General features: G+C 67.4%; 27 protein-coding genes. 10 read left to right on the forward strand and 17 right to left on the reverse strand.

What is annotated here, in order from left to right:
• Positions 1 to 7: 7 nt before the first annotated feature.
• The gene (locus WHX56_RS16455; protein WP_338878387.1) at positions 8 to 871 is read right to left on the reverse strand and encodes a pirin family protein; all 864 of its coding nucleotides are present in this window, start codon (positions 869 to 871) and stop codon (positions 8 to 10) included.
• A 165-nt stretch (positions 872 to 1,036) separates the two neighbouring features.
• Here WHX56_RS16455 and WHX56_RS16460 point away from each other — a divergent pair, with 165 nt between their 5' ends.
• Positions 1,037 to 1,576, forward strand: a complete 540-nt coding sequence (locus WHX56_RS16460; protein WP_338878388.1) for a DNA-deoxyinosine glycosylase — start codon at positions 1,037 to 1,039, stop codon at positions 1,574 to 1,576.
• 35 nt (positions 1,577 to 1,611) lie between these two features.
• Here the strand turns inward: WHX56_RS16460 and ccmI are convergent, their stop codons facing one another.
• From ccmI to WHX56_RS16540, 16 genes are all read right to left on the reverse strand, one after another.
• On the reverse strand, positions 1,612 to 2,844 hold the full coding sequence (gene ccmI / locus WHX56_RS16465) for a c-type cytochrome biogenesis protein CcmI (RefSeq protein WP_338878389.1): 1,233 nt from the start codon (positions 2,842 to 2,844) through the stop codon (positions 1,612 to 1,614).
• Positions 2,841 to 3,311 (reverse strand): cytochrome c-type biogenesis protein, encoded by a 471-nt coding sequence (locus WHX56_RS16470; RefSeq protein WP_129246603.1) that lies wholly within the window; start codon positions 3,309 to 3,311, stop codon positions 2,841 to 2,843. The genes ccmI and WHX56_RS16470 overlap by 4 nt, the downstream gene beginning before the upstream one ends.
• Positions 3,308 to 3,829 (reverse strand): DsbE family thiol:disulfide interchange protein, encoded by a 522-nt coding sequence (locus WHX56_RS16475; protein ID WP_338878390.1) that lies wholly within the window; start codon positions 3,827 to 3,829, stop codon positions 3,308 to 3,310. The genes WHX56_RS16470 and WHX56_RS16475 overlap by 4 nt, the downstream gene beginning before the upstream one ends.
• Entirely contained in the window at positions 3,829 to 5,838 is a 2,010-nt protein-coding gene (locus WHX56_RS16480; protein ID WP_338878391.1) for a heme lyase CcmF/NrfE family subunit, read from the reverse strand. The genes WHX56_RS16475 and WHX56_RS16480 overlap by 1 nt, the downstream gene beginning before the upstream one ends.
• Positions 5,835 to 6,293 (reverse strand): cytochrome c maturation protein CcmE, encoded by a 459-nt coding sequence (ccmE, locus tag WHX56_RS16485; protein WP_338878392.1) that lies wholly within the window; start codon positions 6,291 to 6,293, stop codon positions 5,835 to 5,837. Before ccmE ends, WHX56_RS16480 begins: the two co-directional genes overlap by 4 nt.
• Positions 6,290 to 6,478, reverse strand: coding sequence for a heme exporter protein CcmD (ccmD, locus tag WHX56_RS16490; RefSeq protein ID WP_338878393.1), 189 nt, complete (start codon positions 6,476 to 6,478; stop codon positions 6,290 to 6,292). The genes ccmE and ccmD overlap by 4 nt, the downstream gene beginning before the upstream one ends.
• On the reverse strand, positions 6,475 to 7,260 hold the full coding sequence (gene ccmC, locus WHX56_RS16495; RefSeq protein ID WP_338878394.1) for a heme ABC transporter permease CcmC: 786 nt from the start codon (positions 7,258 to 7,260) through the stop codon (positions 6,475 to 6,477). Before ccmC ends, ccmD begins: the two co-directional genes overlap by 4 nt.
• A gap of 7 nt (positions 7,261 to 7,267) precedes the next feature.
• Entirely contained in the window at positions 7,268 to 7,933 is a 666-nt protein-coding gene (ccmB, locus tag WHX56_RS16500) for a heme exporter protein CcmB (RefSeq protein ID WP_338878395.1), read from the reverse strand.
• The gene (gene ccmA / locus WHX56_RS16505) at positions 7,899 to 8,576 is read right to left on the reverse strand and encodes a heme ABC exporter ATP-binding protein CcmA (protein ID WP_338878396.1); all 678 of its coding nucleotides are present in this window, start codon (positions 8,574 to 8,576) and stop codon (positions 7,899 to 7,901) included. Before ccmA ends, ccmB begins: the two co-directional genes overlap by 35 nt.
• Positions 8,563 to 9,201 (reverse strand): cytochrome c3 family protein, encoded by a 639-nt coding sequence (locus WHX56_RS16510; RefSeq protein WP_287751535.1) that lies wholly within the window; start codon positions 9,199 to 9,201, stop codon positions 8,563 to 8,565. The genes ccmA and WHX56_RS16510 overlap by 14 nt, the downstream gene beginning before the upstream one ends.
• Positions 9,202 to 9,217: 16 nt before the next feature.
• A complete protein-coding gene (locus WHX56_RS16515; protein ID WP_129244689.1) occupies positions 9,218 to 9,694 on the reverse strand; it encodes a nitrate reductase cytochrome c-type subunit in 477 nt (158 codons plus the stop codon).
• 20 nt (positions 9,695 to 9,714) lie between these two features.
• Positions 9,715 to 12,210 carry a periplasmic nitrate reductase subunit alpha gene (gene napA / locus WHX56_RS16520; RefSeq protein WP_338878397.1) on the reverse strand — a complete coding sequence of 832 codons (2,496 nt, stop codon included), beginning with the start codon at positions 12,208 to 12,210 and terminating at the stop codon, positions 9,715 to 9,717.
• Entirely contained in the window at positions 12,194 to 12,511 is a 318-nt protein-coding gene (locus tag WHX56_RS16525; protein WP_338878399.1) for a chaperone NapD, read from the reverse strand. The genes napA and WHX56_RS16525 overlap by 17 nt, the downstream gene beginning before the upstream one ends.
• Positions 12,512 to 12,534: 23 nt before the next feature.
• Positions 12,535 to 12,693 (reverse strand): periplasmic nitrate reductase, NapE protein, encoded by a 159-nt coding sequence (gene napE, locus WHX56_RS16530; RefSeq protein ID WP_129244695.1) that lies wholly within the window; start codon positions 12,691 to 12,693, stop codon positions 12,535 to 12,537.
• 204 nt (positions 12,694 to 12,897) lie between these two features.
• Positions 12,898 to 13,752: a 3-keto-5-aminohexanoate cleavage protein gene (locus tag WHX56_RS16535; protein WP_338878400.1), complete on the reverse strand. Its 855-nt coding sequence runs from the start codon at positions 13,750 to 13,752 to the stop codon at positions 12,898 to 12,900.
• A 35-nt stretch (positions 13,753 to 13,787) separates the two neighbouring features.
• Entirely contained in the window at positions 13,788 to 14,750 is a 963-nt protein-coding gene (locus WHX56_RS16540) for a 3-hydroxyacyl-CoA dehydrogenase family protein (RefSeq protein WP_287751541.1), read from the reverse strand.
• A 120-nt stretch (positions 14,751 to 14,870) separates the two neighbouring features.
• Between WHX56_RS16540 and WHX56_RS16545 the strand changes: the two genes are divergently transcribed.
• The 9 genes from WHX56_RS16545 to WHX56_RS16585 all read left to right on the forward strand — a co-directional run bounded on the left by WHX56_RS16545 (position 14,871) and on the right by WHX56_RS16585 (position 26,047).
• Entirely contained in the window at positions 14,871 to 15,779 is a 909-nt protein-coding gene (locus WHX56_RS16545; protein ID WP_129244701.1) for a LysR family transcriptional regulator, read from the forward strand.
• A gap of 269 nt (positions 15,780 to 16,048) precedes the next feature.
• The gene (locus tag WHX56_RS16550) at positions 16,049 to 17,593 is read left to right on the forward strand and encodes an ABC transporter substrate-binding protein (protein WP_129244703.1); all 1,545 of its coding nucleotides are present in this window, start codon (positions 16,049 to 16,051) and stop codon (positions 17,591 to 17,593) included.
• Between the two features lie 59 nt (positions 17,594 to 17,652).
• A complete protein-coding gene (locus tag WHX56_RS16555) occupies positions 17,653 to 18,597 on the forward strand; it encodes an ABC transporter permease (protein WP_129244705.1) in 945 nt (314 codons plus the stop codon).
• Positions 18,594 to 19,466 (forward strand): ABC transporter permease, encoded by an 873-nt coding sequence (locus WHX56_RS16560; protein ID WP_129244707.1) that lies wholly within the window; start codon positions 18,594 to 18,596, stop codon positions 19,464 to 19,466. Before WHX56_RS16555 ends, WHX56_RS16560 begins: the two co-directional genes overlap by 4 nt.
• Positions 19,466 to 21,136 (forward strand): dipeptide ABC transporter ATP-binding protein, encoded by a 1,671-nt coding sequence (locus WHX56_RS16565; RefSeq protein WP_422393662.1) that lies wholly within the window; start codon positions 19,466 to 19,468, stop codon positions 21,134 to 21,136. Before WHX56_RS16560 ends, WHX56_RS16565 begins: the two co-directional genes overlap by 1 nt.
• Complete coding sequence (locus WHX56_RS16570) at positions 21,133 to 21,999, forward strand: carbon-nitrogen hydrolase family protein (RefSeq protein ID WP_338878402.1); 867 nt, start codon at positions 21,133 to 21,135, stop codon at positions 21,997 to 21,999. Before WHX56_RS16565 ends, WHX56_RS16570 begins: the two co-directional genes overlap by 4 nt.
• Positions 22,000 to 22,032: 33 nt before the next feature.
• On the forward strand, positions 22,033 to 23,550 hold the full coding sequence (locus WHX56_RS16575; RefSeq protein ID WP_338878403.1) for a M81 family metallopeptidase: 1,518 nt from the start codon (positions 22,033 to 22,035) through the stop codon (positions 23,548 to 23,550).
• A gap of 62 nt (positions 23,551 to 23,612) precedes the next feature.
• Entirely contained in the window at positions 23,613 to 24,524 is a 912-nt protein-coding gene (locus tag WHX56_RS16580) for a MurR/RpiR family transcriptional regulator (RefSeq protein ID WP_338878404.1), read from the forward strand.
• Between the two features lie 197 nt (positions 24,525 to 24,721).
• Positions 24,722 to 26,047 carry an aspartate aminotransferase family protein gene (locus tag WHX56_RS16585; protein WP_129244717.1) on the forward strand — a complete coding sequence of 442 codons (1,326 nt, stop codon included), beginning with the start codon at positions 24,722 to 24,724 and terminating at the stop codon, positions 26,045 to 26,047.
• Positions 26,048 to 26,095: the final 48 nt, after the last annotated feature.

Consider the following 26,095-nt stretch of genomic DNA (forward strand, 5'->3'; position numbering starts at 1 on the left):
CGCGGCTTCAGTGCATCCTGCCGTAGCGGCCGGCGTTGAAGTCCTGGATGGCTTCGACGATCTCGGCCTGCGAGTTCATCACGAACGGGCCGTAGCCGACCACCGGCTCGTCGATGGGCTCGCCGCTGAGCACCAGGAACATCGCGTCGTTGTTGGCTTCGACGGTGATGTCTTCGCCATCCTGCGAGAACAGCGCCAGTTGCGCGTCGCGGGCGACGGACTCGCCGTTGACCAGCACCGTGCCGCGCAGCACCACCAGCATGCTGTTGCGGCCCGCGGCGATCGGGAAGACCGCCGACTTGCCCGCGGCCAGCTTCACGTCCCACACGTCCATGGGCGTGAAGGTGCGCGCCGGCCCGGCCTGGCCCGCGTAGCTGCCCGCGATCACGCGCAGTGTGCCCGCGTCGTCCGGCAGCGCCACCGCCGGGATGTGCGCATCGAGGATGCCCTGGTAGCCCGGCGCGGCCTTCTTGTCCTTGGCGGGCAGGTTGACCCAGAGCTGCACCATTTCCAGCTCTCCGCCCTTGCGGGTGAAGGCGGGGGAATGGAATTCCTCGTGCAGGATGCCCGAGGCCGCCGTCATCCATTGCACGTCGCCGGGCCCGATCACGCCGCCGTTGCCGGTGGAGTCGCGGTGCTCGACCTCGCCGCTGTAGACGATGGTCACGGTTTCGAAGCCGCGGTGCGGATGCTGCCCCACGCCGCGCGGATGCTCGGCCGGTTCGAATCGGGCCGGGCCGGCGTAGTCCAGCAGCAGGAACGGGCTGGTGTTCCTGCCTTTGTCGTTATAGGAAAACATCGAACGCACCGGAAAGCCGTCGCCCACCCAGTGGGGGCGAGGGCTGGCGTGCAGGCCGAGGATCTTCTTCATGGTCATGTTTCCTGTTGCGCGGCCCCTGCGGGGCCGTTCGTCATACCTATGAAGATAAGGGCGCGGGGCCGCTGGCGGTAGCCCCTGCCATTGATAAGCACTGTTCCATTCATCGGACAGTCCGACGGGAAGGGAACGGGGCGCCGGTTCGCGTATCCTTGCGGGATGAAAATCGGCACGGACACGGCCCAGGCGGGGCAAAACGATCAGGTCCAGGGCTTTGCCCCGGTGGCGGCGCCCGGCGCGCGCGTCCTGGTGCTGGGGTCCATGCCCGGGGTGGCCTCGCTCAGGCAGGCCAGGTATTACGCCCATCCCCGCAATGCCTTCTGGCCCATCGCGGCCAGCGTTTTCGGCTTCGATTCCGGCCTGGACTACGCGGGCCGGCTGCAAGCGCTGCAGGCATCGGGAGTCGCCTTGTGGGACGTCCTGCAAGCCTGCGAGCGTCCCGGCAGCCTGGACGCCGACATCCGCAACCACACCCTCGTCACCAACGATTTCGCCGCATTCCTGAGCCGCCATCCCGCCATCGTCCGGGTTTGCTTCAATGGCGCCAAGGCCGCCGCGCTCTACCGCCGGCATGTCCTGCCCGGCCTTGCCGTCCGCCTGGAATACCTGGACCTGCCGTCGACCAGCCCCGCCCATGCGGCGGCATCTTATGACGAGAAGCTGGCCGCCTGGGGCAGGGCGTTGAAAATCCAGGATTGACGCGGCGCGCCGCCACGCGCGTTCCGCCCAGGACACTAGCGCACGACGGTATCGGCGACCAGGTCCAGCCCCTCGGCCGGGAGGCCGATGCCGGACAGCGCGCCGCCCAGGTCTCCCGGCCGGGCGGCCGCCGTGCCTGAACGGCTGACGCGGATCTCCACCCGCAGCTTGCCGGCGCCGGACAACGGCGCGTCGGGCGACATGGCGTTGCTGTCGTCCAACACGAAATCCCGCGGCAGGTCGGCCGCCTGCATCCGCAGGATGGCCAGCGGCATGCGCGGACCGTCTTGCGGCCGCGCCAGGATGAACACCGTGTCGGTGGGCTGGACCTGGCCGCGCAGCGCGTCGGCGATGCGGGCGCGTCCGCTGATACGCGCGGCGGGCGCCGCCGAGGCCCGCGCGGGCGGCGATCCGGCCGCCATCGCGCGCGCCTGGGCGATATTGGACTGGATCTGCCGGGCCGCTTCCGAGTCCGGCGGCAGCCGGGCCTGCAGACGTTCCCAGTATGCCTGCGCCTCGGCCGCGTCGCCCCGGCGCAGGGCCATCATGCCCGCCAGCGCCAGGGCCTTGGGCTGGTCCGGCTGCGCGGCCAGGGCCTGCGCCACCGCCGCGATGGAGGCGGCGTCGGGCGCGCCCTGGTTGGCGGACAGCAGGGCGTCGGCCAGGTCGGCCAGCACGGCGGCCTGCCCGGGCACCAGGCGCAGCACCTGCTGGTAGGCGGCGACCGCGTCGGTGTAGCGCCCCAGGGTTTCGTAGGACCGCGCCAGCATGTACCAGCCGTCGGCGTCGTCGGGCTCGGCCCGCAGGCGCTGCGCCAGCGCGTTGATGGCCAGCGCCATGTCGTCGCCCGAGCCGTCCGGGGCTCCCGCATGCGGTTCGACGGGAATGGCGGCGGCGCCCGCCGCCGCGCGCGGATTGCCCAGTTGGCCGTACAGCAGCACCGCGGCCACGGGGATCAGCACGCTGAGCAGGCAGGCGGCCGCCAGGCCCGCCCGCTGCCCGGCCCAGGGCGCGGCGCGCGGGCGGCGCAGTTCCAGGTCCTGCAGCAGGTCGCGCTGCAGTTCTTCCTCGGCGCGCGCCCGGGCGGAGGCCGAGAGGCTGCCGTCCTTCAGGTCGCGCCGCAGTTGTTCGCGCTGCGCCAGGTAGAACGCGCGCAGGTTGGCGTCGGCGGCCGGCTCCGCGGCGGGCGCGCGGCGCAGCAGCGGCGGAATCAGGCAGAGCAGGGTCGCCAGCAGCAGGGCCAGTACGGCGAGCCAGAGCGCGGTCATGGGCCGGTATCCAGGTAGCGGGCGGCGCGTTCGCGCTCGTCGGCGGTCAGCGGGGCGCGTGCGCCGGCGCGGCGCTTGACCGTGCGCAGCAGCACGGCGAAGCCCAGCGCCAGCAGGGCGAACGGACCCAGCCACAACAGCCAGGTAATGGGCTTGAAGGGCGGGTCGTAGCGCACGAAGTCGCCATACCTGTCCTCGAAGAAGCGCATGATCTGCGCGTCGGTCCGGCCTTCGGCCAACTGGCCGCGGATCAGGTTGCGCATGTCCTCGGCCAGCGGCGCGTTGGATTCGGCCAGCGTCTGGTTCTGGCACACCAGGCAGCGCAGGCCGTGCGCCAGCCTGTCGGCGCGCTGCTCCTGCTCGGCGGACAGGGCCGGCGCGGCGGGCGCCTGGGCCGGGGCGGACGCCGGGCCCAGCAAGGCCAGCGCCAGGACCGCGGCGGGAAGCAGGGAGGGCAGCCGCCTCATCGCAGCGCCTCGATGGCCGGCAGCACGCGGCTGCGCCAGATTTCCGGCGTGATCAGGCCCAGTTGCTTGTAGCGGATGCGGCCGTCCTTGTCGATCAAGAAGGTTTCCGGCACGCCGTAGACGCCGTACTCGATGCCGACGCGGCCGTCCGTGTCGCTGGCCGAGGCGATATAGGGATTGCCGTTGCGCGCCAGCCAGTCGGCGGCGTCTTCCGGTTTGTCCTTGTAGTTCAGGCCGTACAGCGGAACGCCGTGGCGCCGCGACACGTCGCGCAGCACCGGCAGTTCGTCCCGGCACGGCCCGCACCAGGACGCCCATACGTTCAGCAGCCAGACCTGGCCGCGCAGCGCCTGCACCTCCAGTTTCTGGCCGGGCGCCAGCAGCACGGGCAGGCCGATGGCGGGCGCCGGCTTGTCGATCATGGCGGACGGCACCGCCCGCGGGTCGCGCGACAATCCCATCGCCAGAAACACGGCCATCGCCAGGAAGGCGGCCAGCGGCAGCAGGTAGCGCAGCATCAGGCGCCCTCCCGCGTCGGCCGCGCGGCAGGCGGCGCGACCGCCTCGCGCGCCCGCGCCTGCGCGTCCTGCGCGCGGCGATAGCGCTTGTCGCCGGCCGCCAGCAGCCCGCCCAGCGCCATCAGGATGCAGCCCGACCAGATCCAGGTCATGAAGGGCTTGACCTGCAGGCGCACTGTCCAGGCGTTGCCGCCCACCGGCTCGCCCAGCGCCACGAAAAGGTCGCGGGTGAAACCGCTGTCGATGTCCGCCTGGCTCAGCGCCATGTCCTGCACGGTATAGAGGCGTTTCTCCGGATACAGTACGGTCACCGGCCTGCCGCCGCGCGTGACCGGGAAGACGGCGCGCTGCGCGGTGTAGTTGGGGCCGGCGGCCGGCCCCACGCTGGCGAAGGTGAACCGGTAGCCGCCGGCTTCGCGCGTGTCGCCGACTTCCAGCCGCAGTTCCTGCTTGACCTCGTAGCCGTTGGCCAGCGTGACGCCCGCGATGAAGATGCCCACTCCGGCGTGCGCCAGCAGCATGCCGTACCAGGCGCGCGGCTGGCGGCCCAGGCGGCGCAGCCAGTTGCCGTCGCCGGCGGTCAGGCGCTGCCAGGCATGGGCGGCGGTGCTGGCGACCGACCACGCCGCCAGCCACAGCCCCAGGATGACCATGGGCGAACCCAGGCGCGCCGGGCCCGGCATGGCCAGCGGCAGCAGCACGGCGGTGGCCACGCTGACGGCGAAGGCGGCGCGCAGGCGGCGGCCCAGGTCCGGCAGTTCCGCCTGCTTCCAGCGAGCGGCCGGCCCCACGCCCATCAGGAAGATGGCGGGCGTCATCAGCGGCACGAACACGGCTTCGAAGTAGGGCGGGCCGATGGAAATCTTGCCCCATTCCAGCACGTCCAGCACCACCGGGTACAGCGTGCCCAGCAGCACCGAGCCCGCCGCCACGGTCAGCACCACGTTGTTGGACAGCAGCAGCGATTCGCGCGACAACAGCGAGAAGCCGCCGCCCAGGCCCACCGTCGGCGCGCGCCAGGCGTACAGGGCCAGCGATCCGCCCACGATCGCCGTCATGAAGGCGAGTATGTACAGCCCGCGCCCCGAGTCCACCGCGAAGGCGTGCACCGAGGTCAGCACGCCGGAGCGCACCAGGAAGGTTCCCAGGATGCTGAGCGAAAACGCGCAGATGGCCAGCAGCACCGTCCAGCTTCGGAACGCGCCGCGCCGCTCGGTCACGATCAGCGAATGGATCAGGGCGGTGCCCGCCAGCCAGGGCATGAACGACGCGTTCTCCACCGGGTCCCAGAACCACCAGCCGCCCCAGCCCAGCACGTAGTACGCCCAGGCGCTGCCCAGCAGGATGCCGACGGTCAGGAAAGTCCAGGCGGCCAGCGTCCACGGGCGTACCCAGCGCGCCCACATGGCGTCCAGTTCGCCCGACAGCAGCGCGGCGATGGCGAAGGCGAACGCCACCGAAAAGCCCACGTAGCCCATGTACAGCATCGGCGGATGCACGATCATGCCGGGGTCCTGCAGCAGCGGATTCAGGTCGCGCCCGGCCATGGCCGGCGGCATCAGGCGTTCGAAGGGATTGGACAGGAACAGCAGGAACAGCAGAAAGCCCACGCTGATCCAGCCCATCACCGCCAGCACCCGGCCGACGAAAGGCAGCGGCAGCCGCCGGCTGCACAGCGCCACGGCCAGGGTCCAGGCGGTCAGCAGGTACAGCCACAGCAGCAGCGATCCTTCGTGCCCGCCCCAGACCGCGGCGAACCGGTAGGCGGCGGGCAGGTCCGCATGCGAATTGGCCGCCACGTAGAGCACCGAGAAATCGTTGTCCACGAACGACCAGGCCAGGCAGAAGAAGGCCACCGTGGCCAGGCCGAACTGCCCGACGGCGGCGGGCCGCGCCAGCCGCAGGCCCGGCTGCCAGCCGGTGGCCGCGCCGATCAGCGGCAGGATGCCTTGCGCCAGCGCCACCAGCAGCGCCAGGATCAGGCTGAACAGGCCGATCTCGGGAATCATCGCGCCTCCGCCCGCATGGCGTTGGCGGGCGCGCCGCCGGCGCGCTTGAGCGCGTCCGCGGCTTCCGGCGGCATGTAGTTCTCGTCGTGCTTGGCCAGCACCTCGGTCGCGCGGAACACGCCGTCCGGCCCCAGCTTGCCCGCCACCACCACGCCCTTGCCCTCGCGGAACAGGTCGGGCAGCAGGCCCTGGTACGTCACCGGCACCGTGTGCGCCGTGTCCGTCACCACGAAGCGCAGCGTCAGCCCGTCGGCCTCGCGGCGCAGCGATCCTTGCTCCACCAGCCCGCCGACGCGGAAGCTGCCGCTGCCGGGCGCTTCCTTGGCCATGACCTGCGTCGGGCTGAAGAAGAACACCAGGTTGGATTGCAGCGCGTTCAGCACCAGCGCGGCGGCCAGGGCCAGCAGCCCCAGGCCGCCGGCGATGGCCAGCGCGCGGCGCTTGCGCGGGCTCACGGCCGCGCTCCGTCGGCCCGGCCGGCGGCGCCGTCGCCGGGCCGCGGGTCCTGCGCCGCCCGCCGGGCGCGGGCGCGCCGCCACAGTACGAAGGACTCCAGCCCGATCAGCGCCAGCGTCACCCCGTAGGCGCCCAGCAGGTAGGGACCGTGGCCCTGCATCGAGAACAGCGCATCCCAGCTCATCGCGCCTCCCGCGGGGTTCGCGCGCGCGCGGCGCCCGGCTCGCGCTCGGCGATGATGCCGCGCACCCGCGCCAGCGCCGCCGCCGCGCTGTAGAGCCAGAACGCCGCCACCATCAGCAGCATCGCCGCCACCATGATGTTCGCCATGCTGGGCGCGGCGGTGAGGTTGATGGAGGCGCCCTGGTGCAGGGTGTTCCACCAGCGCACCGAGAAATAGATGATGGGCACGTTGATCACGCCGGCCAGCAGCAGGATGGCGCCGCCGCGGTCGGCCCGCTGCGTATCTTCCGTGGCGGCCTGCAAGGCCATGAAGCCCAGGTACAGGAAGAGCAGGATCAGTTCCGAAGTCAGCCGCGCGTCCCAGACCCACCACGCGCCCCAGGTCGGCTTGCCCCACAGCGCGCCGGTCCACAGCGTCAGGAACGTGAACAGCGCGCCGGTGGGCGCCAGCGCCCGCATCATCATGAACGACAGGCGGGTGTGGAAGACCAGCCCCAGCGCGGCGTACAGGGCCATGACCAGGTACAGGAACATCGACATCCAGGCCGCCGCCACGTGGATGAAGAGAATGCGGTAGACCTCGCCCTGCTGGCTGTCGGTGGGCGCCACGGCCAGCCCCACGTACAGCCCCGCGCAGGCCAGCAGCGCGGCGGCCAGCGCCAGCCACGGGATCAGCCGGCCGGCCAGGGGGTAGAACAGCGCGGGCGAGGCATAGCGCAGCCAGCCGGCGCCGGCCGCGGAAGCCGCGGGCGCGATGGAGTCCAGGGCGGGGTGCTTGTGCATGGCGTCCTCAGTCCAGCGCCACGCGCAGCGCCGCCGAGGCGCTCCAGGGGCACAGCAGGATGGCCAGGCACAGGCACGCGCCCAGCAGCGACAACTGCGGCCCGGCGCCCATGCCCGCGTGCGCGGCCGATACCGCGCCCGCGCCGAAGATCAGGACCGGCACGTACAGGGGCAGCACCAGCAGCGGCAGCAGGGCGCCGCCGCGCAGCCCCAGCGTCAGCGCCGCGCCCAGCCCGCCCACCAGCGCCAGCGTGGGGGTGCCCAGCAGCAGCGACAGCGCGAGGATGCCGATGGCTTGCGGCGACAGGCCGAATTGCAGCGCCAGCACCGGGCTGGCCAGGATCAGCGGCAGGCAACTGCTGAACCAGTGCGCCGCCAGCTTGGCGCCCACCAGCAGCGGCAGCGGGTGCGGCGACACCAGCAGTTGCTCCAGCGCGCCGTTGTCGTAGTCCTGCGCGAACGGGCGGTTCAAGGTCAGCAGGACGCCCAGCAGGGCGCAGACCCACAGCACGCCCGGCCCGATCGCGGCGAGCAGCGCCGGGTCGGGCCCGACCGCCAGCGGGAACATCGTGCCCGCCACGACAAAAAACAGGGTGGCGCCCAGCGTGTCCGCCGGCCGTCTCCAGGCCAGCCGGACTTCACGCAACGCCAACTGCGACAGCGTAGCCAGCATCCGCGTAGTCATCCATGTCCAGGGTTTGGGTGTGGGCGGCGGCCGTGCCCGGCTCGCGGTGCGACGCCAACACGGCGGCGCCGCCGGCGCCCAGGTGGGCGTCCAGCGCCGCGCGCAGTTGCTCCAGGCTCACGGCGTCCAGCCCGGCGTCGGGCTCGTCCAGCAGCCACAGGGGCTTGCCGCCCAGCACGACCGCCGCGAGCGCCAGCCGCCGGCCCTGTCCCTGGGACAGGCGCAGGGCCGGGACATCGGCGCAGCGGTCCAGGCGCCAGTCGCGCAGCGTTGCCGCGATGCGCGCTTGCGGCTGGGGCGTGCCGGCCACGTGCAGGGCGTAGCGCAGGTTCTCGGCGGCGCTCAGTTCGCCGCACAGGCCGTTGCCGTGCGCCAGGAACGCCATGCGGGCGAAGTATTCCGAGGGGTTGCGGCGCGCGTCCGCGCCGTGCCAGAGCACGCTGCCCGACAGCGGCCGCAGCAGGCCGGCCAGCATGCGCAGCAGGCTGGTCTTGCCGCTGCCGTTGGCGCCGCGCACGTGCAGCAGTTGCCCGGCGTGCAGTTCGAAATCCACCGGCGCCGGCTGGCCGCCGCGGCGGCTGACGAGGCCGCGCGCGGACAGGACGGGCGGCGGCGCGTCAGCGGGACGCATGCGCGGCCTCTTTGCCGGTTCCCGCCGGTTCCGGCGCCAGCGAGGTCTGGCCGGGCGGTATGTTGGGCAGCTTGTGGGCGATGCCCTTGTGGCAGTCGATGCAGGTCTTGCTCTTGTCGGCCAGGTAGGTGGAATGCATGTTCTGCGCGCGCACGCTCTGGCGCGTGAAGTCCATGTAGTCGTAATTGTGGCAGTTGCGGCATTCCAGCGAATCGTTGGCCTTGAAACGGGCCCATTCGTGCTGGGCCAGCTCCAGGCGCTTGTCCACGAATTTTTCGCGCGTGTCGATGGTGCCGAAGATCTTGCCCCACACTTCCTTGGACGCCTGCATCTTGCGGGCGATCTTGTCGGTCCAGTTGTGCGGCACGTGGCAGTCCGAGCACAGTGCCCGCACGCCCGAGCGGTTGGTGAAGTGGATGGTGCCCTTCAGTTCGGCGTACACGTTGTCGCGCATCTCGTGGCAGCCCGTGCAGAACTTCTCGGTATTGGTGAGCTCCATGGCGGTGTTGAAGGCGCCCCAGAACAGGATGCCGCCGATGAACCCGCCCACCGTGAGGAAGCCCAGGCTGAAGTGCACGCTGGGCCGGCGGATGATGTTCCAGTAGCGCTTGATGAGTTCGACCATGGCTGCCTCCGGTGCCTTACTTCTTGTCGGACGCCGGAGCGGTCAGGCGCTTGAGGATCACGTCGATGTCCTGGTAGGTGTTGGTCACCAGCGGCTTGGCCTCGGCCTGGGGCACGTGGCACTGCACGCAGAAGTAGCGGCGCGGCGATACCTCCGCCAGCACGTTGCTGTCGCGGTCCATGTAGTGGGTCACGCTAAGCGGCGGCGCCTGGGTTTCCTCGGTGTTGACCCGCGCATGACAGGCCAGGCAGCGGTTGAAGTTCTTGTCGATCTGGTAGCCGTCGATCTTGTGCGGGATGGTGGGCGGCTGCATCGAATACGTGCGCATCCGCTTGATGTCCTTGTTTTCGACCGGGCTGATGAGCGGCGGATCGGTTTCCTCGGCCACGGGCGTGGGGCCGCGCATCGGGTCTTCCACTTCCAGCGGCGGCGCCGCCCACGCGGCGGAACCGAGGACGGCGCACAAGGCGAAGGTGAGGGCGCGTAGGTTCATGGCTGTCTCCGGTTCGCCTTTCAGACCTTGACGATCTTGACCGCGCACTTCTTGAAGTCGGTCTGGAACGAGATGGGGTCGGTGGCGTCCAGCGTGACCTTGTTGATCAACTGGCCGGCGTCGAACCAGGGCACGAAGACCAGGCCGCGCGGCGGCTTGTCGCGTCCGCGCGTTTCCAGGCGCGTGCGCATCTTGCCGCGCCGCGACACGATTTCGACCTCGACGCCGCGCCGCAGGCCCATTTCCTGCGCGTCGTCCGGATGCATGAAACAGACCGCGTTGGGGAAGGCTTTGTACAGTTCCGGCACGCGCCGCGTCATGGAGCCGGAGTGCCAGTGCTCCAGCACGCGCCCGGTCGACAGCCAGAACGGATATTCCTTGTCCGGCGATTCGGCGGGCGGCTCGTAGGGCAGGGCGTAGATGATGGCGCGGCCGTCCGGGTTGCCGTAGAACTCGAAGCCGGTGCCCGGCTTCACATAGGGGTCGCTGCCCTCGCGGTAGCGCCACAGCGTTTCCTTGCCCTTGACCACCGGCCAGCGCAGGCCGCGGACCTCGTGGTAGGTATCGAAGGGCGCCAGGTCGTGGCCATGGCCGCGGCCGAATTCGGCGTATTCCTCGAACAACCCCTTCTGCGCATAAAAGCCGAAGGCGTCGGATTCCTGGTTGGCGTAGTCCTTGTCGCGCTCGGTGTTCGGATACCGGTTGACCTTGCCGTTGGCGAACAGCACGTCGAACAGCGTCTTGTCGCGGTACTCGGGCTTCTTGGCCAGCAGGTCGGCGGGCCAGACTTCCTCGACCTTGAAGCGCTTGGAGAATTCCATCAACTGCCACAGGTCGGAGCGGGCCTGGCCGGGCGCGTCGACCAGTTGGTGCCAGAACTGGGTGCGGCGTTCCGCGTTGCCGTAGGCGCCTTCCTTTTCGACCCACATCGCCGCCGGCAGGATCAGGTCGGCGGAGATGGTCGTGACCGTGGGATAGGCGTCCGACACCACAATGAAGTTCTCGGGGTTGCGGTAGCCGGGCAGGCCTTCGTTCATCAGGTTGGCGGCGGCCTGCATATTGTTGTTGACCATCACCCAGTAGGCGTTGATCTGGCCGTCCTTGAGCATGCGGTTCTGCAGCACGGCGTGCGCGCCCACCTTGCCGGGGATGGTGCCGTCGGGCAACTGCCACAGTTCTTCGGCGTGGGCGCGGTGCTTGGGATTGGTCACCACCAGGTCGGCCGGCAGCCGGTGCGAGAACGTGCCCACTTCGCGGGCGGTGCCACAGGCCGATGGCTGGCCCGTCAGCGAGAACGGGCTGTTGCCCGGCGTGGAGATCTTGCCCGTCAGCAGGTGGATGTTGTAGACCATGTTGTTGGCCCACACGCCGCGCGTGTGCTGGTTGAAGCCCATGGTCCAGAAGGACGTGACGCGCACCTTCGGATCGGCGTAAAGCTCGGCCAGGTCCTGCAACTGCTTCTTGGGCACGCCGCTCAGTTTGGACGTGTAGTCCAGGTCGTACTTGGAGACGAACTTGGCGAATTCGTCGTAGGTGATGGGACGCGAGCCGCCGGCCTTGTCGGCGTTCTTGGCGGCCTTCTGCAAGGGATGGTCGGGGCGCAGCCCGTAGCCGATGTCCGCGTTGCCTTCGTGGAACACCGTGTGCTTGTCCACGAAGTCGCGGTTCACGCGCTTGGTCTGGATGATGTGGTTGGCGATGTAGTTCAGGATCGCCAGGTCGGTCTGCGGGGTGAAGGTCAGGGTCAGGTCGGCCAGCTCGTACGAGCGGTGCTCGAACGTGGAGAGCACGGCCACCTTGGTCTTGGGCGCGGACAGGCGGCGGTCGGTGACGCGGGTCCAGAGGATGGGGTGCATCTCCGCCATGTTCGAGCCCCACAGCACGAAGGCGTCGGCGTTCTCGATGTCGTCATAACAGCCCATGGGCTCGTCGGCGCCGAAGGTGCGCATGAAGCCCACCGCGGCCGAGGCCATACAGTGCCGCGCGTTCGGGTCCAGGTTGTTGGACCGGAAGCCCGCCTTCATCAGCTTGAGCGCGGCGTAGCCTTCCCAGACCGTCCATTGCCCCGAGCCGAACATGCCCACGGCTTCCGGGCCCTTGTCCTTGAGCACCCGCTTGAACTGCTCGGCCATGACGTCGAAGGCCTGGTCCCAGGACACCGGCGCGAACTCGCCGTCCTTGGCGTACTTGCCGTCCTTCATGCGCAAAAGCGGTTGGGTCAGCCGGTCGTTGCCGTACATGATCTTGGACAGGAAATAGCCCTTGACGCAGTTCAGCCCCTTGTTCACCTCGGCGTTGAAATCGCCGTGCGTGGCCACGACCTGGTTGTCCTTCACCGCGACGTTCACGCCGCAGCCGGTCCCGCAGAACCTACAGGGCGCCTTGGACCACTTCAGCTTGGCGGCCTCGGATTCGGTGACGATGTTCTGCGTGTAGCCGACGATGGGAATGCCGGCCACGGTGGCGGCCGCCGCGGCGGCGGATTGCTTGATGAAGTCTCTACGAGCCAATGCCATCGTCAATCTCCTCGTTCATCGCTTCCAGCGTGTCGGCGTGCTGGTAGACCAGCGCCGAAGCCAGCACGCCATCCAGGCGCTGGATCTCCGAGATCCGGGCCATCATGTCGTCGGTGGAGGGGGCTTCCAGCGTGACCACCAGTTTCCCGGTATCGGAAGCGCCATGGATTTCCGCTCCGGCGATCGCGAGGATCGCCTGGCGGACGTCGGGCAGGCGGCGCGGCGTGGCGTGCACCACCATGCTGGCGATATGCAGCTCTGGCGGCGCCACGGAAGGCGCGGAATGGGGAAGGGCGGACATGGAAGGGGTTCCGTCGCTTCGTATCAGCTACCCGGGGGGCCGGCGAAAAGCTGATAGAACCAGACGATGAAGCCGTAGCCCGCCACGATGATGACCGACAGGACGGGGGCCATGACTGCCGTCAGGAACAGGAAACTCCGAAGTTCCTGCGGCTTGGTGTAGCCATCAGACTCGTTTTGCACACACCACCTCGCTACGACGTTGGGGCATTGCGTTAACGTGCGGATGTCGAAGTTTTTAGCAGATGGGTTTGATCGGCGTCAATGTTGCGGCACGGCGTAAATACGGGATATTTCGCTATATATTCAAGTACATAACGATGCCGGAATGACCGGCGGCCGGACGGAAAATCCGCCGGCCGCCGCAGGGTTTCCGCGGGCGGCGCGCTAGCCGATCGCGCCGTAGATTTGGCGGGCGTCGGCCGCCGTGGCCAGCGGCCGTCCCAAGGCCTGCGCGCCTTGCGCCGCCTGCCGCACCAGCGCCGCATTGCCGGGCGCGAGGCTGCCGTCGCGCAGCTTCAGGTTGTTCTCGAAACCGACGCGCATGTGGCCGCCGAACGCCGCGGCCGTCGCGACGCAGGCGTTTTCCTCGGGGCCGAAGGCGCAGACGGCCCAGGGCAGGGAGTGGTCGTACGCGGCCAGGAAGGGCAGCAGGTCGTAGGCCGACGAGGTCTGGCCCGCGCTGTAGCGGCCCAGCACGAACAGCACCGACCACGCGCCGGGCGGCACCAGCCCGCGCTGCCGCAGCGCCTGCCAGCGGCGCACGTCGCCTTCGTCGTACAGGATGATCTGCGTCATGATGCGGCGCTCGGCCAGCCAGGCCAGGAAGGCCGCCAGTTCGGCTTCAGGAATGTCCGGCACGGCGATCTCGCGCAGCCCGATGGAAACGGCCTCGGGCCGCAGCTCGCGCACCAGGGCGATCTGCTCGGCCGCCCGGTAGACGCCGGCGGCCTCGCTGGTCACCTGCACCAGCAATTCATCGCCCACGGCGCCGCGCACGGCGGCCAGCGCGTCGCGGTAGGCCTGCGCGTCCAGCAGGTGGCTGCCGTCGGGCTTGCGCACGTGCATGTGCATCATGGCGGCGCCCGCGTCCAGGCAGGCGCGGGCCTCGCGCGCCAGGGCGGCCGCGGTCAGCGGCACGGCCGGATGGTCGGCGGCCTGTTTATAGGCGCCGTTGGGCGCCACGGTGACGACGACGGGGGAGTCGGCCAGCGCGGCGCGGGCGAGGGGGGCGGTACTCACGGGACTACCTTCGTGCTTGGGGTGGCCCGGCGGGTTCATGGCTGGATCTCCGGCAGTTCCGGCGCGATCAGGTCCAGCCCGGCGCGCAGCAGCCGGTCATAGCGCTCGCGCTCGGCCGCGATGGCCTCGGGCGTCCAGGCGTAGAAGCCCTCGCCGGCCTTCATGCCGTGCCGGCCGTCCTGCGCGCGCTCGGTCAGGCAGCGCGCCGGCCGGTCGGAATTGCAGAAGGTGGGGTACATGGTCGCGCCGGCGGCGGCGTGCACGTCGATGCCCGCGTGGTCGCGCTGCATCACGGGGCCGGCCGCCAGGAATCGGAAGCCGAAACCGAAGCGCACGGCCGCGTCCACGTCCTCCGGCGACGCGATGCCGCGGTCGATGAGGTCGAAGGCTTCGCGCGACAGCGCGTGCTGCAATCGGTTGGCGAGAAAGCCGGGCAGGTCCTGCCCCACCTTCACCGGCACGCTGCCGCAGCGCCGCATGAAGGCGATGAGCGTGTCGGCGCAGGCGGAGTCGCTGGCTTCGCCCAGCACCACTTCGACCAGCGGCACCAGGTGCGCCGGCATGAAGAAATGCAGGCCCAGCATGCGGCCGCGCGTGGCCAGGCCCTGGCCGATGGCGCTGATCGGAAAGCTGGAGCTGTTGCTGGCGAGGATGGCGTCCGGCCGGGCGCGCCGTTCCAGGTCCGCGAACAGCGCCTGCTTGATGTCCAGGCGCTCGGGAACGCACTCGATGACCAGGTCCACGCCGGACCAGTCCACCGCGTCCAGGTCCGGCGCCGTGGCCAGCAGGGCCGCGTTGTCCTTGCGGCCGATGGTGTCCAGGTTCCCGGCGACCCGGGCGGGCAGGCCCGCCGCGCGCCCGGCGTCCGGCTCGATCACCGTCGTCCGGCAGGACGCGCGGGTCAAGACCACGGCGACGTCGGCGCCCATTGTGCCGCCGCCCACCACCACCGCGTGCGCCGCGCCCGGATTGGGCAGCGCTTTCGCGTCCGTCTGCATGGTTTGCTCCTTGTCTGAAAACTACGCTGGGGCCGAGTGTAGAGAAGCCGGTTTGATTGATGAATCAGATTTTTTGGATAGAATGATCTTCAAATCAGATCAATGAAAACGGCACGCCCCATGCAGATCAATCTTTCGATGCGCGATATCGACACCACGCTGGTGCTGGGGCGCACGCTGAACTTCCGCCAGGCGGCGGCGCAACTGCACCTGTCGCAATCGGCCCTGTCCACCCAGATACAGCGCATCGAGGACGGCCTGGGCGTGCGCCTCTTCGACCGCACCACGCGCACCGTCCGCCTGACCGCGGCGGGAGAGGTCTTCATGCAGCAGGCCGCGAGCCTGCAGGTGGCGTTCCGCGACGCCGTCGCCGCCGTCAGCGGCATCGTCAACGCGGAACAGGGGCAGGTCTCGGTCGCGGCCTTGCCGTCGGTGGCCGCGCGGCTGCTGCCGCGCGTGCTCATGGCCTATCGCCAGGCCCATCCCCTGGTGGCCCTGAAGGTGCGCGACACCTTGTCGGGGCCGGCCTTCGACCTGGTGCGCGCGGGCGAGGTGGACTTCGCGCTGACGGCCGCCGACCCCCAGCACGCGGACCTGCATTACGTGCCGCTGATGTCCGACAGCTTCCTGCTGCTGATCCCCGAGGCCCATCCCCTGGCCCGCGTCCGCGGGCCGCTGCGCTGGGCGGACACGGCCGACGCCGCGCACGTGTCCATGGTGCAGCCCAGCAGCGTGCGCCAGTACACCGAATGGGCCTTCCTGCAGAACCGCATCCGCTTCTCGCCCGCGTTCGAGGCCGAACACCTGACCACCATCGTCGCCATGGTCGAATGCGGGTTCGGCGTCGCCGCGCTGCCCGAAATCGCCGCCGGCGCCGTGGCGCAGAACGGCATCGTGCAGCGTCCGCTGACCGGTCCGGTGGCCGAACGCTCGATCGGCCTGGTCACCTCGCGCAATCGCAGCCTGTCGCCCGCGGCGGCGGCGCTGGTGCAGGCGCTGAAGGATTACCTGGCGGCGCAGCCCCGCTAGCACCGCGCGCCGGTACACGTTCCAAGGGTTTGTCTGGATGGCGTCTTGCCGCGCCCGCATGTTCTAGTGTGCCCCACAGTGATACAACTGTATTTTTTCTAGGTACATACGAAACATTTGTTTGGTAATGGACCGTTGCAGGCCGGCACGATGGCGGGCGCCGCGCCAAGCCACACGACGGCCCTCGGGCCGTCTCCAGACAGTCATTTTGAGCACGACAGGAGAGATTGGTGAAGCCTCTTAGTATTGGCCGTTTAGGCGCATTGGCAATGCTTGCCGGATCGCTGTACGTCACCGCGTCGGTGGCCGAGACAGTGTTGACCGTCGTTCCCCCCGCTCCCCTGCGCGTGCTCGATCCGATCCTCAGCACGGCGCAGATCGTGCGCACGCACGGTTTCATGGTGTTCGACACGTTGCTGGGCATGGACGCCAAGTTTCATCCCCAGCCCCAAATGGCGGACTACACCGTCTCCGACGATCGGATGGTCTATACGCTGAAGCTGCGCGACGGCCTGTCGTGGCACGACGGCACCCCGGTCACCGCCGAGGACTGCGTGGCGTCGCTGAAGCGGTGGGGAGCGAACGACGGCGCCGGCCGGGTGATGATGGAGCACGTCGCCTCGATCGAGGCGACTTCCGCCAGGGAATTGGTCATCACCCTGGCGAAGCCATTCGGGCACGTGCTGGAATTGCTGGCGAAGCCGTCCCCCGTCCCGGCATTCATGATGCCTAAACGCCTGGCGGAAACGCCGGCCGGGCAGCAGATACCCGAAATGATCGGCTCGGGCCCCTTCAAGTTCCTGCCCAAACAGTTCCGCGCCGGGGACCAGGCCGTCTATGCGAAGAACACCGCTTACGTGCCCCGCGCGGAGCCATCGAGCTGGACGGCCGGCGGCAAGGTGGTGAACGTCGACAAAGTGGTCATGAAGAGCATGCCCGACATGCAGACCACGCTCAACGCCCTGCAGGCCGGGGACGTCGACTTTGTGGAGCAGGTGACCGTCGACCTGCTGCCTCTGCTTGAAGGCAATCCCGATGTGAAGGTCGGCACCCTGGTGACGCTGGGGTCGCAGCTCACGGGACAGTTCAACCATCGCCTGCCCCCGTTCAACAATCCCAAGGTAAGGCGCGCGGCCATCCTGGCGCTCGACCAGAAGCAATTCCTGCAGACCGCCATCGGCGACGCCAACTACTACCAGACATGCCCGTCCGTTTACGGGTGCTCTGTCCCGATGGCTTCCCAGGCCGGGGCCGAGTACCTGGCGGGCACTCCGGAAGAACGGATGGCCAAGGCGAAGGCCGCCTTGAAGGAGTCCGGCTATGACGGCACGCCCGTCATGATCATGCAGCCCAGCGACTTTGCCATCCTGAGCACTCAGGCGATCGTGGCGGCCGAGCGGCTGCGCGAGGCCGGCTTCAAGGTCAATGTGGTGCCGATGGACTGGGGCGCGTTGCAGGCGCGCAAGGACTCCTGGGCGCCCGTGGCGGAGGGCGGCTGGAACATGTTCTTCACGGCGTGGGGAGTCTCCGGCATCTGGAATCCGCTGGTCAATCCGCTGATTGACGGTTCCGGCAAGGACAAAGTCTGGGCGGGCTGGCGCGTCAGTCCGCGCGTGGAGGAACTGCGGGCAAAGTACCTGGTGGCATTGGATCTCGACAGCCAGAAAAAGATCGCGGAGGAAATCCAGCAGATCGCCTGGGATGAAGGGTTCTACTTCAACGGCGGCGAATACCGGTCGGTGAGCGCCTGGCGCAGCAACGTGCAGGGCACCAATGAAGGACCGTTGAGCCTGTTCTGGAACATCCGCAAGTAATCCCGGCAAGGGGCGCCGCATGCCGCGGCGCCTCTGCGGATGGGCCGATGGAGTAAATCATGATTTCCTTTTTCCTGCGGCGCGTGCTGGCCTCTGTGCCAGTCATGCTTTTCGTGGCCGTATTCGTCTTCCTGCTGTTGCGCCTGGCCCCCGGGGATCCGGCGCAGATGATTCTGGGCGATCAGGCGACGCCGGATCAGATCGCCGCGATCAGGGAGCATCTCGGATTGAACGAGCCGCTGCCCCGGCAATTCATTCATTGGATTTCCAGCGTCCTGAGCGGCGACTTTGGCACCTCGCTGATCTCGGACCGGCCGGTCATTGAAATGATCGGCCAGCGGCTGGAGCCCACGCTCGCCTTGGCGCTGGTGGCGATCGCGCTGACCGTGCTGATTTCCGTACCCCTGGGCGTGCTGGCCGCATGGCAGCACGGAAAGCTCGTCGACCGGGCGGTGATGGTGTTCTCGGTCGTGTGCTTTTCGGTGCCGATCTTCGTGATCGGCTACATCCTGATCGGCACCTTCGCCGTCCGGATGAACTGGTTTCCCGTGCAGGGCTATCGCCCGATTTCCGCGGGCTTCGGGCAGTTCGCGCACCGTGTCGTCCTTCCCGGGCTGGCGCTGGCGTCGATCTATATCGCGCTGGTGGCCCGCATGACCCGCGCCTCGATGCTCGAAGTCCTGCGCGAGGACTACGTGCGGACCGCGCGCGCAAAGGGCCTGGCCGAATACACGGTTTTGTTCCGGCATGCATTGCGCAACGCGGCCATCCCGATCCTGACCGTGATTGGAACCGGATTCGCCATGATGGTTTCCGGCGTGGTGGTGACCGAGACCGTATTCAATGTTCCTGGACTGGGAAGATTGGTCGTCGACGCCGTGCTGGCCCGCGACTACCCGCTGATCCAGGCGATCATCCTATTAACCGCCGGGACGTATGTCGTCATCAATCTGTTGGTCGACTTGTCTTACGCGATGACCGATCCAAGGATCCGATACCAATGAGCGCGCTTGCAACGATGGCCCCCTCGCGTGGGGGAATCAAACACCGGCTGCTGGAAAATCCGCCCCATTGGACCACGGTGCTGGCGCTGATCGTTCTGGTGCTGGTGGTGATCATGGCGTTTTCCGCGCCCTGGCTGGCGAACTTCGAGCCGACCAAGATCAACCCGGCCCAGCGGCTGAAGCCCGCGTCGGATATCTGGTGGCTGGGCACGGACGCGTTCGGACGGGACCTGTACTCGCGCGTGGTCTACGGCGCCCAGGTGTCGCTGCTCGTGGGCGCGGGCGTCACGATCGGCTCGATCGCCATCGCGCTTCCGCTGGGGCTGCTGGCCGGCTGGTTCCGTTCCGTGGACACGATATTGATGCGGATGATGGACGGCTTGATGGCCATTCCCGGAATCCTGCTGGCGATCGCGGTGGTTGCCTTGATCAAAGGTGGAATCGCGACGGTGATCGTGGCGATCATGCTGCCCGAGATTCCGCAAGTGGTCCGGCTGGTCCGGTCGCGCGTGCTCGCCGCCCGCGCGGAGACCTATGTCGATGCGGCCATTCTGCTCGGGACGCCCAACCTCCGGCTGATACGCCGCCATCTGCTGCCTTCGACCATCGCGCCGTTGGTCGTGCAGGGCACCTACATCTATGCGTCGGCGATCCTGACCGAGGCGGCGCTGTCCTTCCTGGGCGTCGGGATCAGTTCGGAAATTCCCACGTGGGGCAACATCATGGCGGAAGGCCGGGTCTATTTTTCGATGAAGCCCTGGCTGGTCTATTGGCCGGCGGTCGTGCTCTCGCTGTGCATTCTGTCGATCAACCTTCTGGGAGACGCCTTGCGCGACCGCCTGGATCCGAAAATGAAGGGCCGCGCATGATGGCGACGAGCACCGATTCATCCCCCGTCCTGTCCGTGCGCGATCTGCGGGTACAGACCTGCGGCAGGAAGCCCACGGAAATACTCAAGGGTATCTCGTTCGACATCCATCCCGGCGAGACGGTGTGCCTCGTCGGCGAAAGCGGTTCAGGAAAGTCGGTGACATCGCTCGTCACCATGGACCTGTTGCCCAAGGACGAACTGGAAGTCACGGGCGGAAGCGTATTGCTCAACGGCGAAGACATCATCACCGCCTCGGGCAAGCGCACCCGCGCGCTGCGCGCCTCGACGATGGCGATGATATTCCAGGAGCCCATGACCGCGCTCAACCCGGTCCTGCCGATCGGCCTGCAAATGGACGAGGTGTATTGCGCGCACACCAGGATGCGGCCGGCCGAACGCAAGGCCGCGGCGCTGGCGGCGTTTTCATCCGTCCAATTGCCGGACCCCGAACGGCTCTATGCAAGCTACCCCCATCAATTGTCCGGGGGCCAGCGCCAGCGAGTCATGATCGCCATGGCCCTGGCGCTGCGGCCCAAGCTCCTGATCGCCGATGAACCGACCACGGCGCTGGACGTCACGACGCAGAAGCAGATCTTGAGCCTGATCCGGAAACTGCAAGCGGAGCAGGGCACCGCCGTGCTCTTCATCACCCACGATATGGGCGTGGTGGTGGACATCGCGGATCGGGTCTGCGTCATGCGCCGCGGAAACCTGGAAGAATCCGGCCCCGTGCAGGACGTGCTCTCCCGGCCGCAGAAGGACTACACGAAAGACCTGCTGCGAGCGGTGCCCTCGCTTGCTCCCAGAGCGGCCCGGCACACCGCGGAAAGCAAGCCGGTGCTTGAAGTCAAGGGACTGCACAAGCGCTTCGAAATGCGCTCGACCCTGTCGAAGCTGCTGGGCCGGCCAGGGCATGACGTGCATGCCGTGCGCGACGTGAAGTTCGAGCTTTTGCGCGGGCGGACGCTGGGCATCGTGGGGGAAAGCGGTTCGGGAAAATCCACCGTCGCGCGCTGCGTGCTGCGCCTGGAGGATCCTACCGACGGCCATATCGTGGTCAATGGGCAGGACATCGCGCGCCTGCGCCACAACCGCGAGCTGGCCAAGGCGCGCATGTCGGTGCAAATGGTGTTTCAGGATCCAAACCGTTCGCTCAATCCGCGCTTGCGTATCGTCGAAAGCATGATCGAGGGGCCGCTGAACACCGGCGAAGCCCGGGAAAGCGCCATCTCGCGAGCCGGCGAACTGTTGGAGACGGTCGGACTGCCGCGCAACAGCCTGGATCGTTATCCCCACCAGTTCTCGGGCGGTCAGCGGCAGCGTATCGCAATCGCCCGCGCCTTGATGATGAATCCCGACGTGATCGTCGCCGACGAGGCCGTTTCCGCGCTGGACGTCTCCATTCAAGCCCAGGTGCTCGAACTGCTGGCCGACATCCAAAGCCGCAGAAACCTGGCCTTATTGTTCATTACCCACGATCTGAGGGTCGCCGCGCAGATCTGCGACGACATCATGGTCATGCAGCGGGGCCGGGTCGTGGAGCACGGAGCCGCGTCGGAGATTTTTCGGACTCCCCGCGAACAATACACGCGCGATTTGATCAATGCCGCGCCGGGACGCGATTGGGACTTCGCGCACGGCCGGCACCTCGCGGGAGAATCGATATGATCAGGGCGGCGCTGGTGCAGTTCGAACCTCGGGCGCTGGACCCCGCCGGAAATTTCCGGCGCATGGCGAGCGCGATCGAGGCGGAAGGGAAAGACGCCGATCTGATCGTCTTCCCCGAATTGTCGAACACGGGATACGTCGAGCCGGTCGCGGCGGGGGGCTCCATCGAGGCGAAGGTCCCCGACTTCGGCCTGGCGCTATGGGAAGCGTGCGCCGACCTGCACGGCGAGGAAATACAAGGCTTGTCGGAACTCGCCGCCAGATACCGCGCCTACCTGGTGCTGGGGCTCGGGCTGCGCGACCCGCAAATGCGGGGCGTGATGCGCAATGCATCCGTGCTCATCGGGCCGCGGGGCATCGAAGGGGCTTATTTCAAAGTCCATCAATGGCACAACGAAAAACTGTATTTCAAGAAAGGCGATCAGATCGAAACCTGGTCCGGACCCGGATGCCGCCTGGGGATGCAGATCTGCTATGACATCCGCTTTCCGGAGATAACCCGGATCCTGGCGTTGCAGGGCGCCGACGTCGTCACCAACATCTGGGCGTCGTCGGGCGTGGACGGCGCGCCGGTGGCCGACGAGGGATTGTTCATACACCGCGCCTACACCCGGGCCACCGAAAACGGCGTGTTCTTCCTCAGTTGCAATCGCGCGGGAGTGCAGGCGGGGCATCGCTTTTTTGGACGCTCTTGCGCGGTCGCTCCCAATGGGCGGGTCATCGGCGCGCTGGAGCACGACGCGGAAGACGTGCTGCGCGTGGAGATCGACCTGCAAGAGGTGTCGCGGTACCGGGCGTTCACGGGAATATGGACAGACCGGGATCCCGCGCTCTACGCGCGTTATCTCAATGCAGGCCGTTGATCGGCGCCAGCCGCAATTTAAGGAATCCAAGGCATGAACACGCATACCGCAGCCCGGCAATACCGCATCGCCATTGCCGGTTTTCTACAGGAATCGGTGACCTTCATCGATGAACTCACCACGCTCGCGCAATGCAAGGCAGTCGAGATCGCCGCACCCGGGCTGGTCGATACCTTGCGCGGCTCCAACACAGGCCTGGGAGGAATCATCGATGTGTGCGAGCGTGAAAACGCTGAAATCGTGCCTTTCTTCTCGGTGAACGGCGGCGCGGCCGGTCCGATAAGCGACGAGGTCTACGATCATTACGTCGACAGGCTGATCGAGGGCCTGGAGCAGGCGGGACGGTTGGACGGCGTGCTGCTGGATCTTCACGGCGCAATGGTCACGCCGACGCGGCTGGACGCGGATCGGGAAACGCTCGAACGCGTCCGCGCGGTCGTCGGGCCCGATGTGCCCATAATGGTCGCGCTCGATTATCACGCCAATCTGGACGCCGACACGATTGCCCAGGCCTCGGCGGTATTCGGATACCATTTTTCTCCCCACACCGACATGGGCTTGACGGGCAAGCGCGCGGCCGAGTGCCTGTTCCGGACATTGCGCGGCGAGATCGATCCGGTGACGGTTCTGATCAAGCCCGGTGTCATGGTTCCAAGCATCTTCAGCGCCACCGGGCTGGAGCCGCTCAAATCCATCGTGTTGGAGTCGATTCGCCAGGCGGAGAATTCCGACCGCTACCTGGATATCTCGATCTTCGCCGGCTTCTCCTATGCCGACGTACCGAACTGCGGCTTTTCCGTCGTGGTGGTGATCGACCGCGATGAGGCCGGAGCCTTGGCGATCGCGGAGGATTTCTCCGCGCGGATTCTGGAAAGCCGCGAGGCGCTGAGTCACCGCGAATTGATCTATTCCCTCGAGGACGGCATCGGCAAGGCCAGGGAGCTGGTCGCTTCGGGGCATCGCCCGGTCGTGCTGCTGGAACATGCGGATCGGATGCACGACTCCACGTATGTCCTGCGCGCGGTGCTGGACCAGGAATTACCGAAGGTGGCGGTGCCGTATCTCTGGGATCCGGCCGCCGTGGCCGAAGCCATGAAGGCGGGGGTCGGCGCGGAGGTGACATTGCAGGTGGGCAGCCACAGCAGCGAGCGCGCGGGCGGCCCGGTGACCCTGTCCGGGAAAGTCGTGCAAGCGGGGAGGGTCACGTATCGGGCCACCGGGCCATACTTCACGGGGCGGGTCGTCGAACTGGGAAATACGGTGGTGATCGACACGGGCAAAGCCATGGTGTCCCTCACTTCCCTGCCCAGCACCGCGGTGGATGATGACTGCCTGACGCAGTTTGGCCGGTCCCTGGACGATTTCGACTATGTCGTCCTGCGCTCGAAGACCCATTTCCGCGCCTATTTCGAGCCGGTGTCGGCGGACATCCTCATTGTCGACACCCCGGATTGGGGGCCGGCCGACCTGACGCTGTTGCCCTATCGGCGGGTGCCGCTCGATACAACCTATCCGTTCAACGCGCCGCCCGCGAGCGGTTCGGCGGGCTGACGCCTGGGTGTGCAACAATTTCCTCGCTGTCCAACAATCCTCACGGTGCCACCAGCCAAGCCATGCAGACGACGGAATCCGCCACGCCACCTGAAAGCCTCGACGAACTGCTGACCCATCTGCGAAAGAACTTTTCCAATTACAGTTCGCAGTTTCAGGCCGGCGTTCGGTATCTTCTCGACCATCCGCGCGAGATCCCGCTCTTGTCCATGCGCAAGATCGCGGCCGGGGCCGGGGTCAAGCCCGCCACCCTGGTGCGCCTGGCGCAGTTCCTGGGTTTCGACGGATGGCAGAGCCTGCGCGAACTTTTCGTTGAATCGGTGCGCGGCGGCCCGCAGCCCTACACAAAGCGCGCCAAGGAGCTCATACGCGTCAGCGGTTCGCGGAAGATGCTTTCCGAGATGCTTGAAGTGCAGCATCGCAATCTGGACGCGACGGGCGGAAACAACGGGGATTCCATCTCCGCCGCGGTCGATGTGATCAGCTCGGCGGCCAATGTCTACGTCGCGGGCTTCCGGTCGTGCTTTCCCGTCGCCTTCTCGTTCCACTATGTGTATCGCCTGTTCCGCCCATCGGTGCACCTGATCCGGGGAGAGGCCGGCACGCTCGAGATGGACCTGCGCTCGTTGACGAAAAAAGACGCGGTCGTCGTCGTGAGCTTCGCGCCGTACTCGATGGAGATCCTGCGCGTGGCGGATGCCGCCCATGAGGCGGGTTGCCGGGTGGTGGCCCTGACCGACAGCACGGTGGCGCCTATTGCCCTGCGTGCCGATTGCACGCTTCTTTTCCCCGTGGACAGCCCATCGTTCTTTCCTTCCATCACCGCCGCCGTCGCGCTTTCAGAGGCCTTGGTAGAGCAGTTGCTGGCAAAGAAGGGCAAGGGCGCCATCAAGGCCCTTGAGCAGAGTGAAGATCAACTGCACCAGACGGGCGCCTATGTCCCCATGCCACGGCATGGGAACTCCCAGGCCTGATTCCGGCTAGAACGAGACCATCCTTCCATGGACGTATCGGCGCGCCTGCGCCTATACGCTCGGAGGAGGCCGTGTCTTGAAGATTCGAATGTTTCTTTCTAAAAATTGATGATTCATTTGTTGCATTGATCGGCGGGGCTGCCTATACTCGATAGACCTATCTCAGCCATCGTCCCTTGCCGGTCCAGGAGCCCAAGATGTCGCATGTTTTTCATCGCAATCCCAAGATGGACCTGCCCACCGCGGTGGGCGGCCAGGGCATGGAGCTGATAGACAGCAACGGCAAGCGCTATATCGACGCCTCCGGCGGCGCCGCGGTCTCCAGCCTGGGGCACGGGCATCCCCGCGTGATCAAGGCGATCCAGGACCAGGTCGCGCAGCTAGCCTATGCGCACACCTCGTTTTTCACGACACAGGTGTCGGAAGACCTGGCGGATCTGCTTGCCGCCGCGGCGCCGGGCGACCTGAATCACGTGTATTTCGTATCCGGCGGCTCCGAGGCGGTCGAGGCCGCGCTGAAGCTGGCGCGGCAGTACTTCGTGGAAATCGGCCAGCCCCAGCGCCGGCACATGATCGCGCGCCGGCAGAGCTATCACGGCAATACGCTGGGAGCGCTGGCGATCGGCGGCAACGCCTGGCGGCGGGAACCTTTTCTGCCATTGCTGGTGCAGGCGCATCATGTGTCGCCGTGTTTTGCGTATCGCGAGCGCCTGGACGGCGAAACGGACAGCGCCTACGCGCAGCGTCTGGCGGATGAACTGGAAGCAAAGATCCTGGAGCTGGGGCCGGACACCGTCGCGGCCTTCGTCGCGGAAACCGTGGTGGGGGCGACGGCCGGCGCCGTGCCTCCGGTGGCGGACTATTTCAAGCGGATCCGGGCCGTTTGCGACAAGTACGGCGTCCTGCTGATCCTGGACGAGGTCATGTCGGGAATGGGCCGCACCGGCTATTTGTTCGCCTGCGAGGAAGACGGCGTGGTGCCCGATCTGGTCACGATCGCCAAAGGCCTGGGCGGAGGCTACCAGCCCATCGGCGCGACGCTGTGCACGGACCGCATCTACGACGCGATCGTGGGCGGCAGCGGCTTCTTTCAGCATGGGCATACCTATATCGGCCACGCGACCGCCTGCGCGGCGGCCCTGGCCGTGCAGCAGACCATCGTCGACGATGGCCTGCTGGACAATGTGCGCGCCCGCGGAGAACAACTGCGCGGGGAATTGCGCGCCGCACTGGGCGACCACCCGAACGTTGGCGATATCCGCGGGCGAGGCCTGTTCGTGGGCGTAGAGCTGGTCGCGGACCGCGCCACCAAGGCCACGCTGGATCCCGCCCGCAAAACGCATGCGAAGTTCAAGGCGCGGGCGAAAGACAACGGCCTGTTGCTGTATCCGATGGGCGGAACCGTCGATGGCGTGCGGGGCGACCACGTATTGCTCGCGCCGCCATTCATCGCGAGCCCGGCCGATATCGGCCGTATCGTCGACCGTTTCGCGCAGACCCTGAACGACGTGTTGCCGCGGTAGCCGCTCCGGCATCCGCGGGACAGGCGATAGTGCCTGCCCGGCTCCTCT

Source organism: Achromobacter veterisilvae, from assembly GCF_037619525.1.
GTDB classification, from domain to species: Bacteria; Pseudomonadota; Gammaproteobacteria; order Burkholderiales; family Burkholderiaceae_B; genus Achromobacter; species Achromobacter veterisilvae.

Excerpts from the sequence above, each read along its gene's own strand:
- WHX56_RS16455 (WP_338878387.1), bottom strand. The coding sequence starts at position 871 with ATGAAGAAGATCCTCGGCCTGCACGCCAGCCCTCGCCCCCACTGGGTG.
- WHX56_RS16460 (WP_338878388.1), top strand. The coding sequence starts at position 1,037 with ATGAAAATCGGCACGGACACGGCCCAGGCGGGGCAAAACGATCAGGTC.
- ccmI (WP_338878389.1), bottom strand. The coding sequence starts at position 2,844 with ATGACCGCGCTCTGGCTCGCCGTACTGGCCCTGCTGCTGGCGACCCTG.
- WHX56_RS16470 (WP_129246603.1), bottom strand. The coding sequence starts at position 3,311 with ATGAGGCGGCTGCCCTCCCTGCTTCCCGCCGCGGTCCTGGCGCTGGCC.
- WHX56_RS16475 (WP_338878390.1), bottom strand. The coding sequence starts at position 3,829 with ATGCTGCGCTACCTGCTGCCGCTGGCCGCCTTCCTGGCGATGGCCGTG.
- WHX56_RS16480 (WP_338878391.1), bottom strand. The coding sequence starts at position 5,838 with ATGATTCCCGAGATCGGCCTGTTCAGCCTGATCCTGGCGCTGCTGGTG.
- ccmD (WP_338878393.1), bottom strand. The coding sequence starts at position 6,478 with ATGAGCTGGGATGCGCTGTTCTCGATGCAGGGCCACGGTCCCTACCTG.
- ccmC (WP_338878394.1), bottom strand. The coding sequence starts at position 7,260 with ATGCACAAGCACCCCGCCCTGGACTCCATCGCGCCCGCGGCTTCCGCG.
- ccmB (WP_338878395.1), bottom strand. The coding sequence starts at position 7,933 with ATGCTGGCTACGCTGTCGCAGTTGGCGTTGCGTGAAGTCCGGCTGGCC.
- ccmA (WP_338878396.1), bottom strand. The coding sequence starts at position 8,576 with ATGCGTCCCGCTGACGCGCCGCCGCCCGTCCTGTCCGCGCGCGGCCTC.
- WHX56_RS16510 (WP_287751535.1), bottom strand. The coding sequence starts at position 9,201 with ATGGTCGAACTCATCAAGCGCTACTGGAACATCATCCGCCGGCCCAGC.
- WHX56_RS16515 (WP_129244689.1), bottom strand. The coding sequence starts at position 9,694 with ATGAACCTACGCGCCCTCACCTTCGCCTTGTGCGCCGTCCTCGGTTCC.
- napA (WP_338878397.1), bottom strand. The coding sequence starts at position 12,210 with ATGGCATTGGCTCGTAGAGACTTCATCAAGCAATCCGCCGCCGCGGCG.
- WHX56_RS16525 (WP_338878399.1), bottom strand. The coding sequence starts at position 12,511 with ATGTCCGCCCTTCCCCATTCCGCGCCTTCCGTGGCGCCGCCAGAGCTG.
- WHX56_RS16540 (WP_287751541.1), bottom strand. The coding sequence starts at position 14,750 with ATGCAGACGGACGCGAAAGCGCTGCCCAATCCGGGCGCGGCGCACGCG.
- WHX56_RS16545 (WP_129244701.1), top strand. The coding sequence starts at position 14,871 with ATGCAGATCAATCTTTCGATGCGCGATATCGACACCACGCTGGTGCTG.
- WHX56_RS16550 (WP_129244703.1), top strand. The coding sequence starts at position 16,049 with ATGCTTGCCGGATCGCTGTACGTCACCGCGTCGGTGGCCGAGACAGTG.
- WHX56_RS16555 (WP_129244705.1), top strand. The coding sequence starts at position 17,653 with ATGATTTCCTTTTTCCTGCGGCGCGTGCTGGCCTCTGTGCCAGTCATG.
- WHX56_RS16560 (WP_129244707.1), top strand. The coding sequence starts at position 18,594 with ATGAGCGCGCTTGCAACGATGGCCCCCTCGCGTGGGGGAATCAAACAC.
- WHX56_RS16565 (WP_422393662.1), top strand. The coding sequence starts at position 19,466 with ATGGCGACGAGCACCGATTCATCCCCCGTCCTGTCCGTGCGCGATCTG.
- WHX56_RS16570 (WP_338878402.1), top strand. The coding sequence starts at position 21,133 with ATGATCAGGGCGGCGCTGGTGCAGTTCGAACCTCGGGCGCTGGACCCC.
- WHX56_RS16575 (WP_338878403.1), top strand. The coding sequence starts at position 22,033 with ATGAACACGCATACCGCAGCCCGGCAATACCGCATCGCCATTGCCGGT.
- WHX56_RS16580 (WP_338878404.1), top strand. The coding sequence starts at position 23,613 with ATGCAGACGACGGAATCCGCCACGCCACCTGAAAGCCTCGACGAACTG.
- WHX56_RS16585 (WP_129244717.1), top strand. The coding sequence starts at position 24,722 with ATGTCGCATGTTTTTCATCGCAATCCCAAGATGGACCTGCCCACCGCG.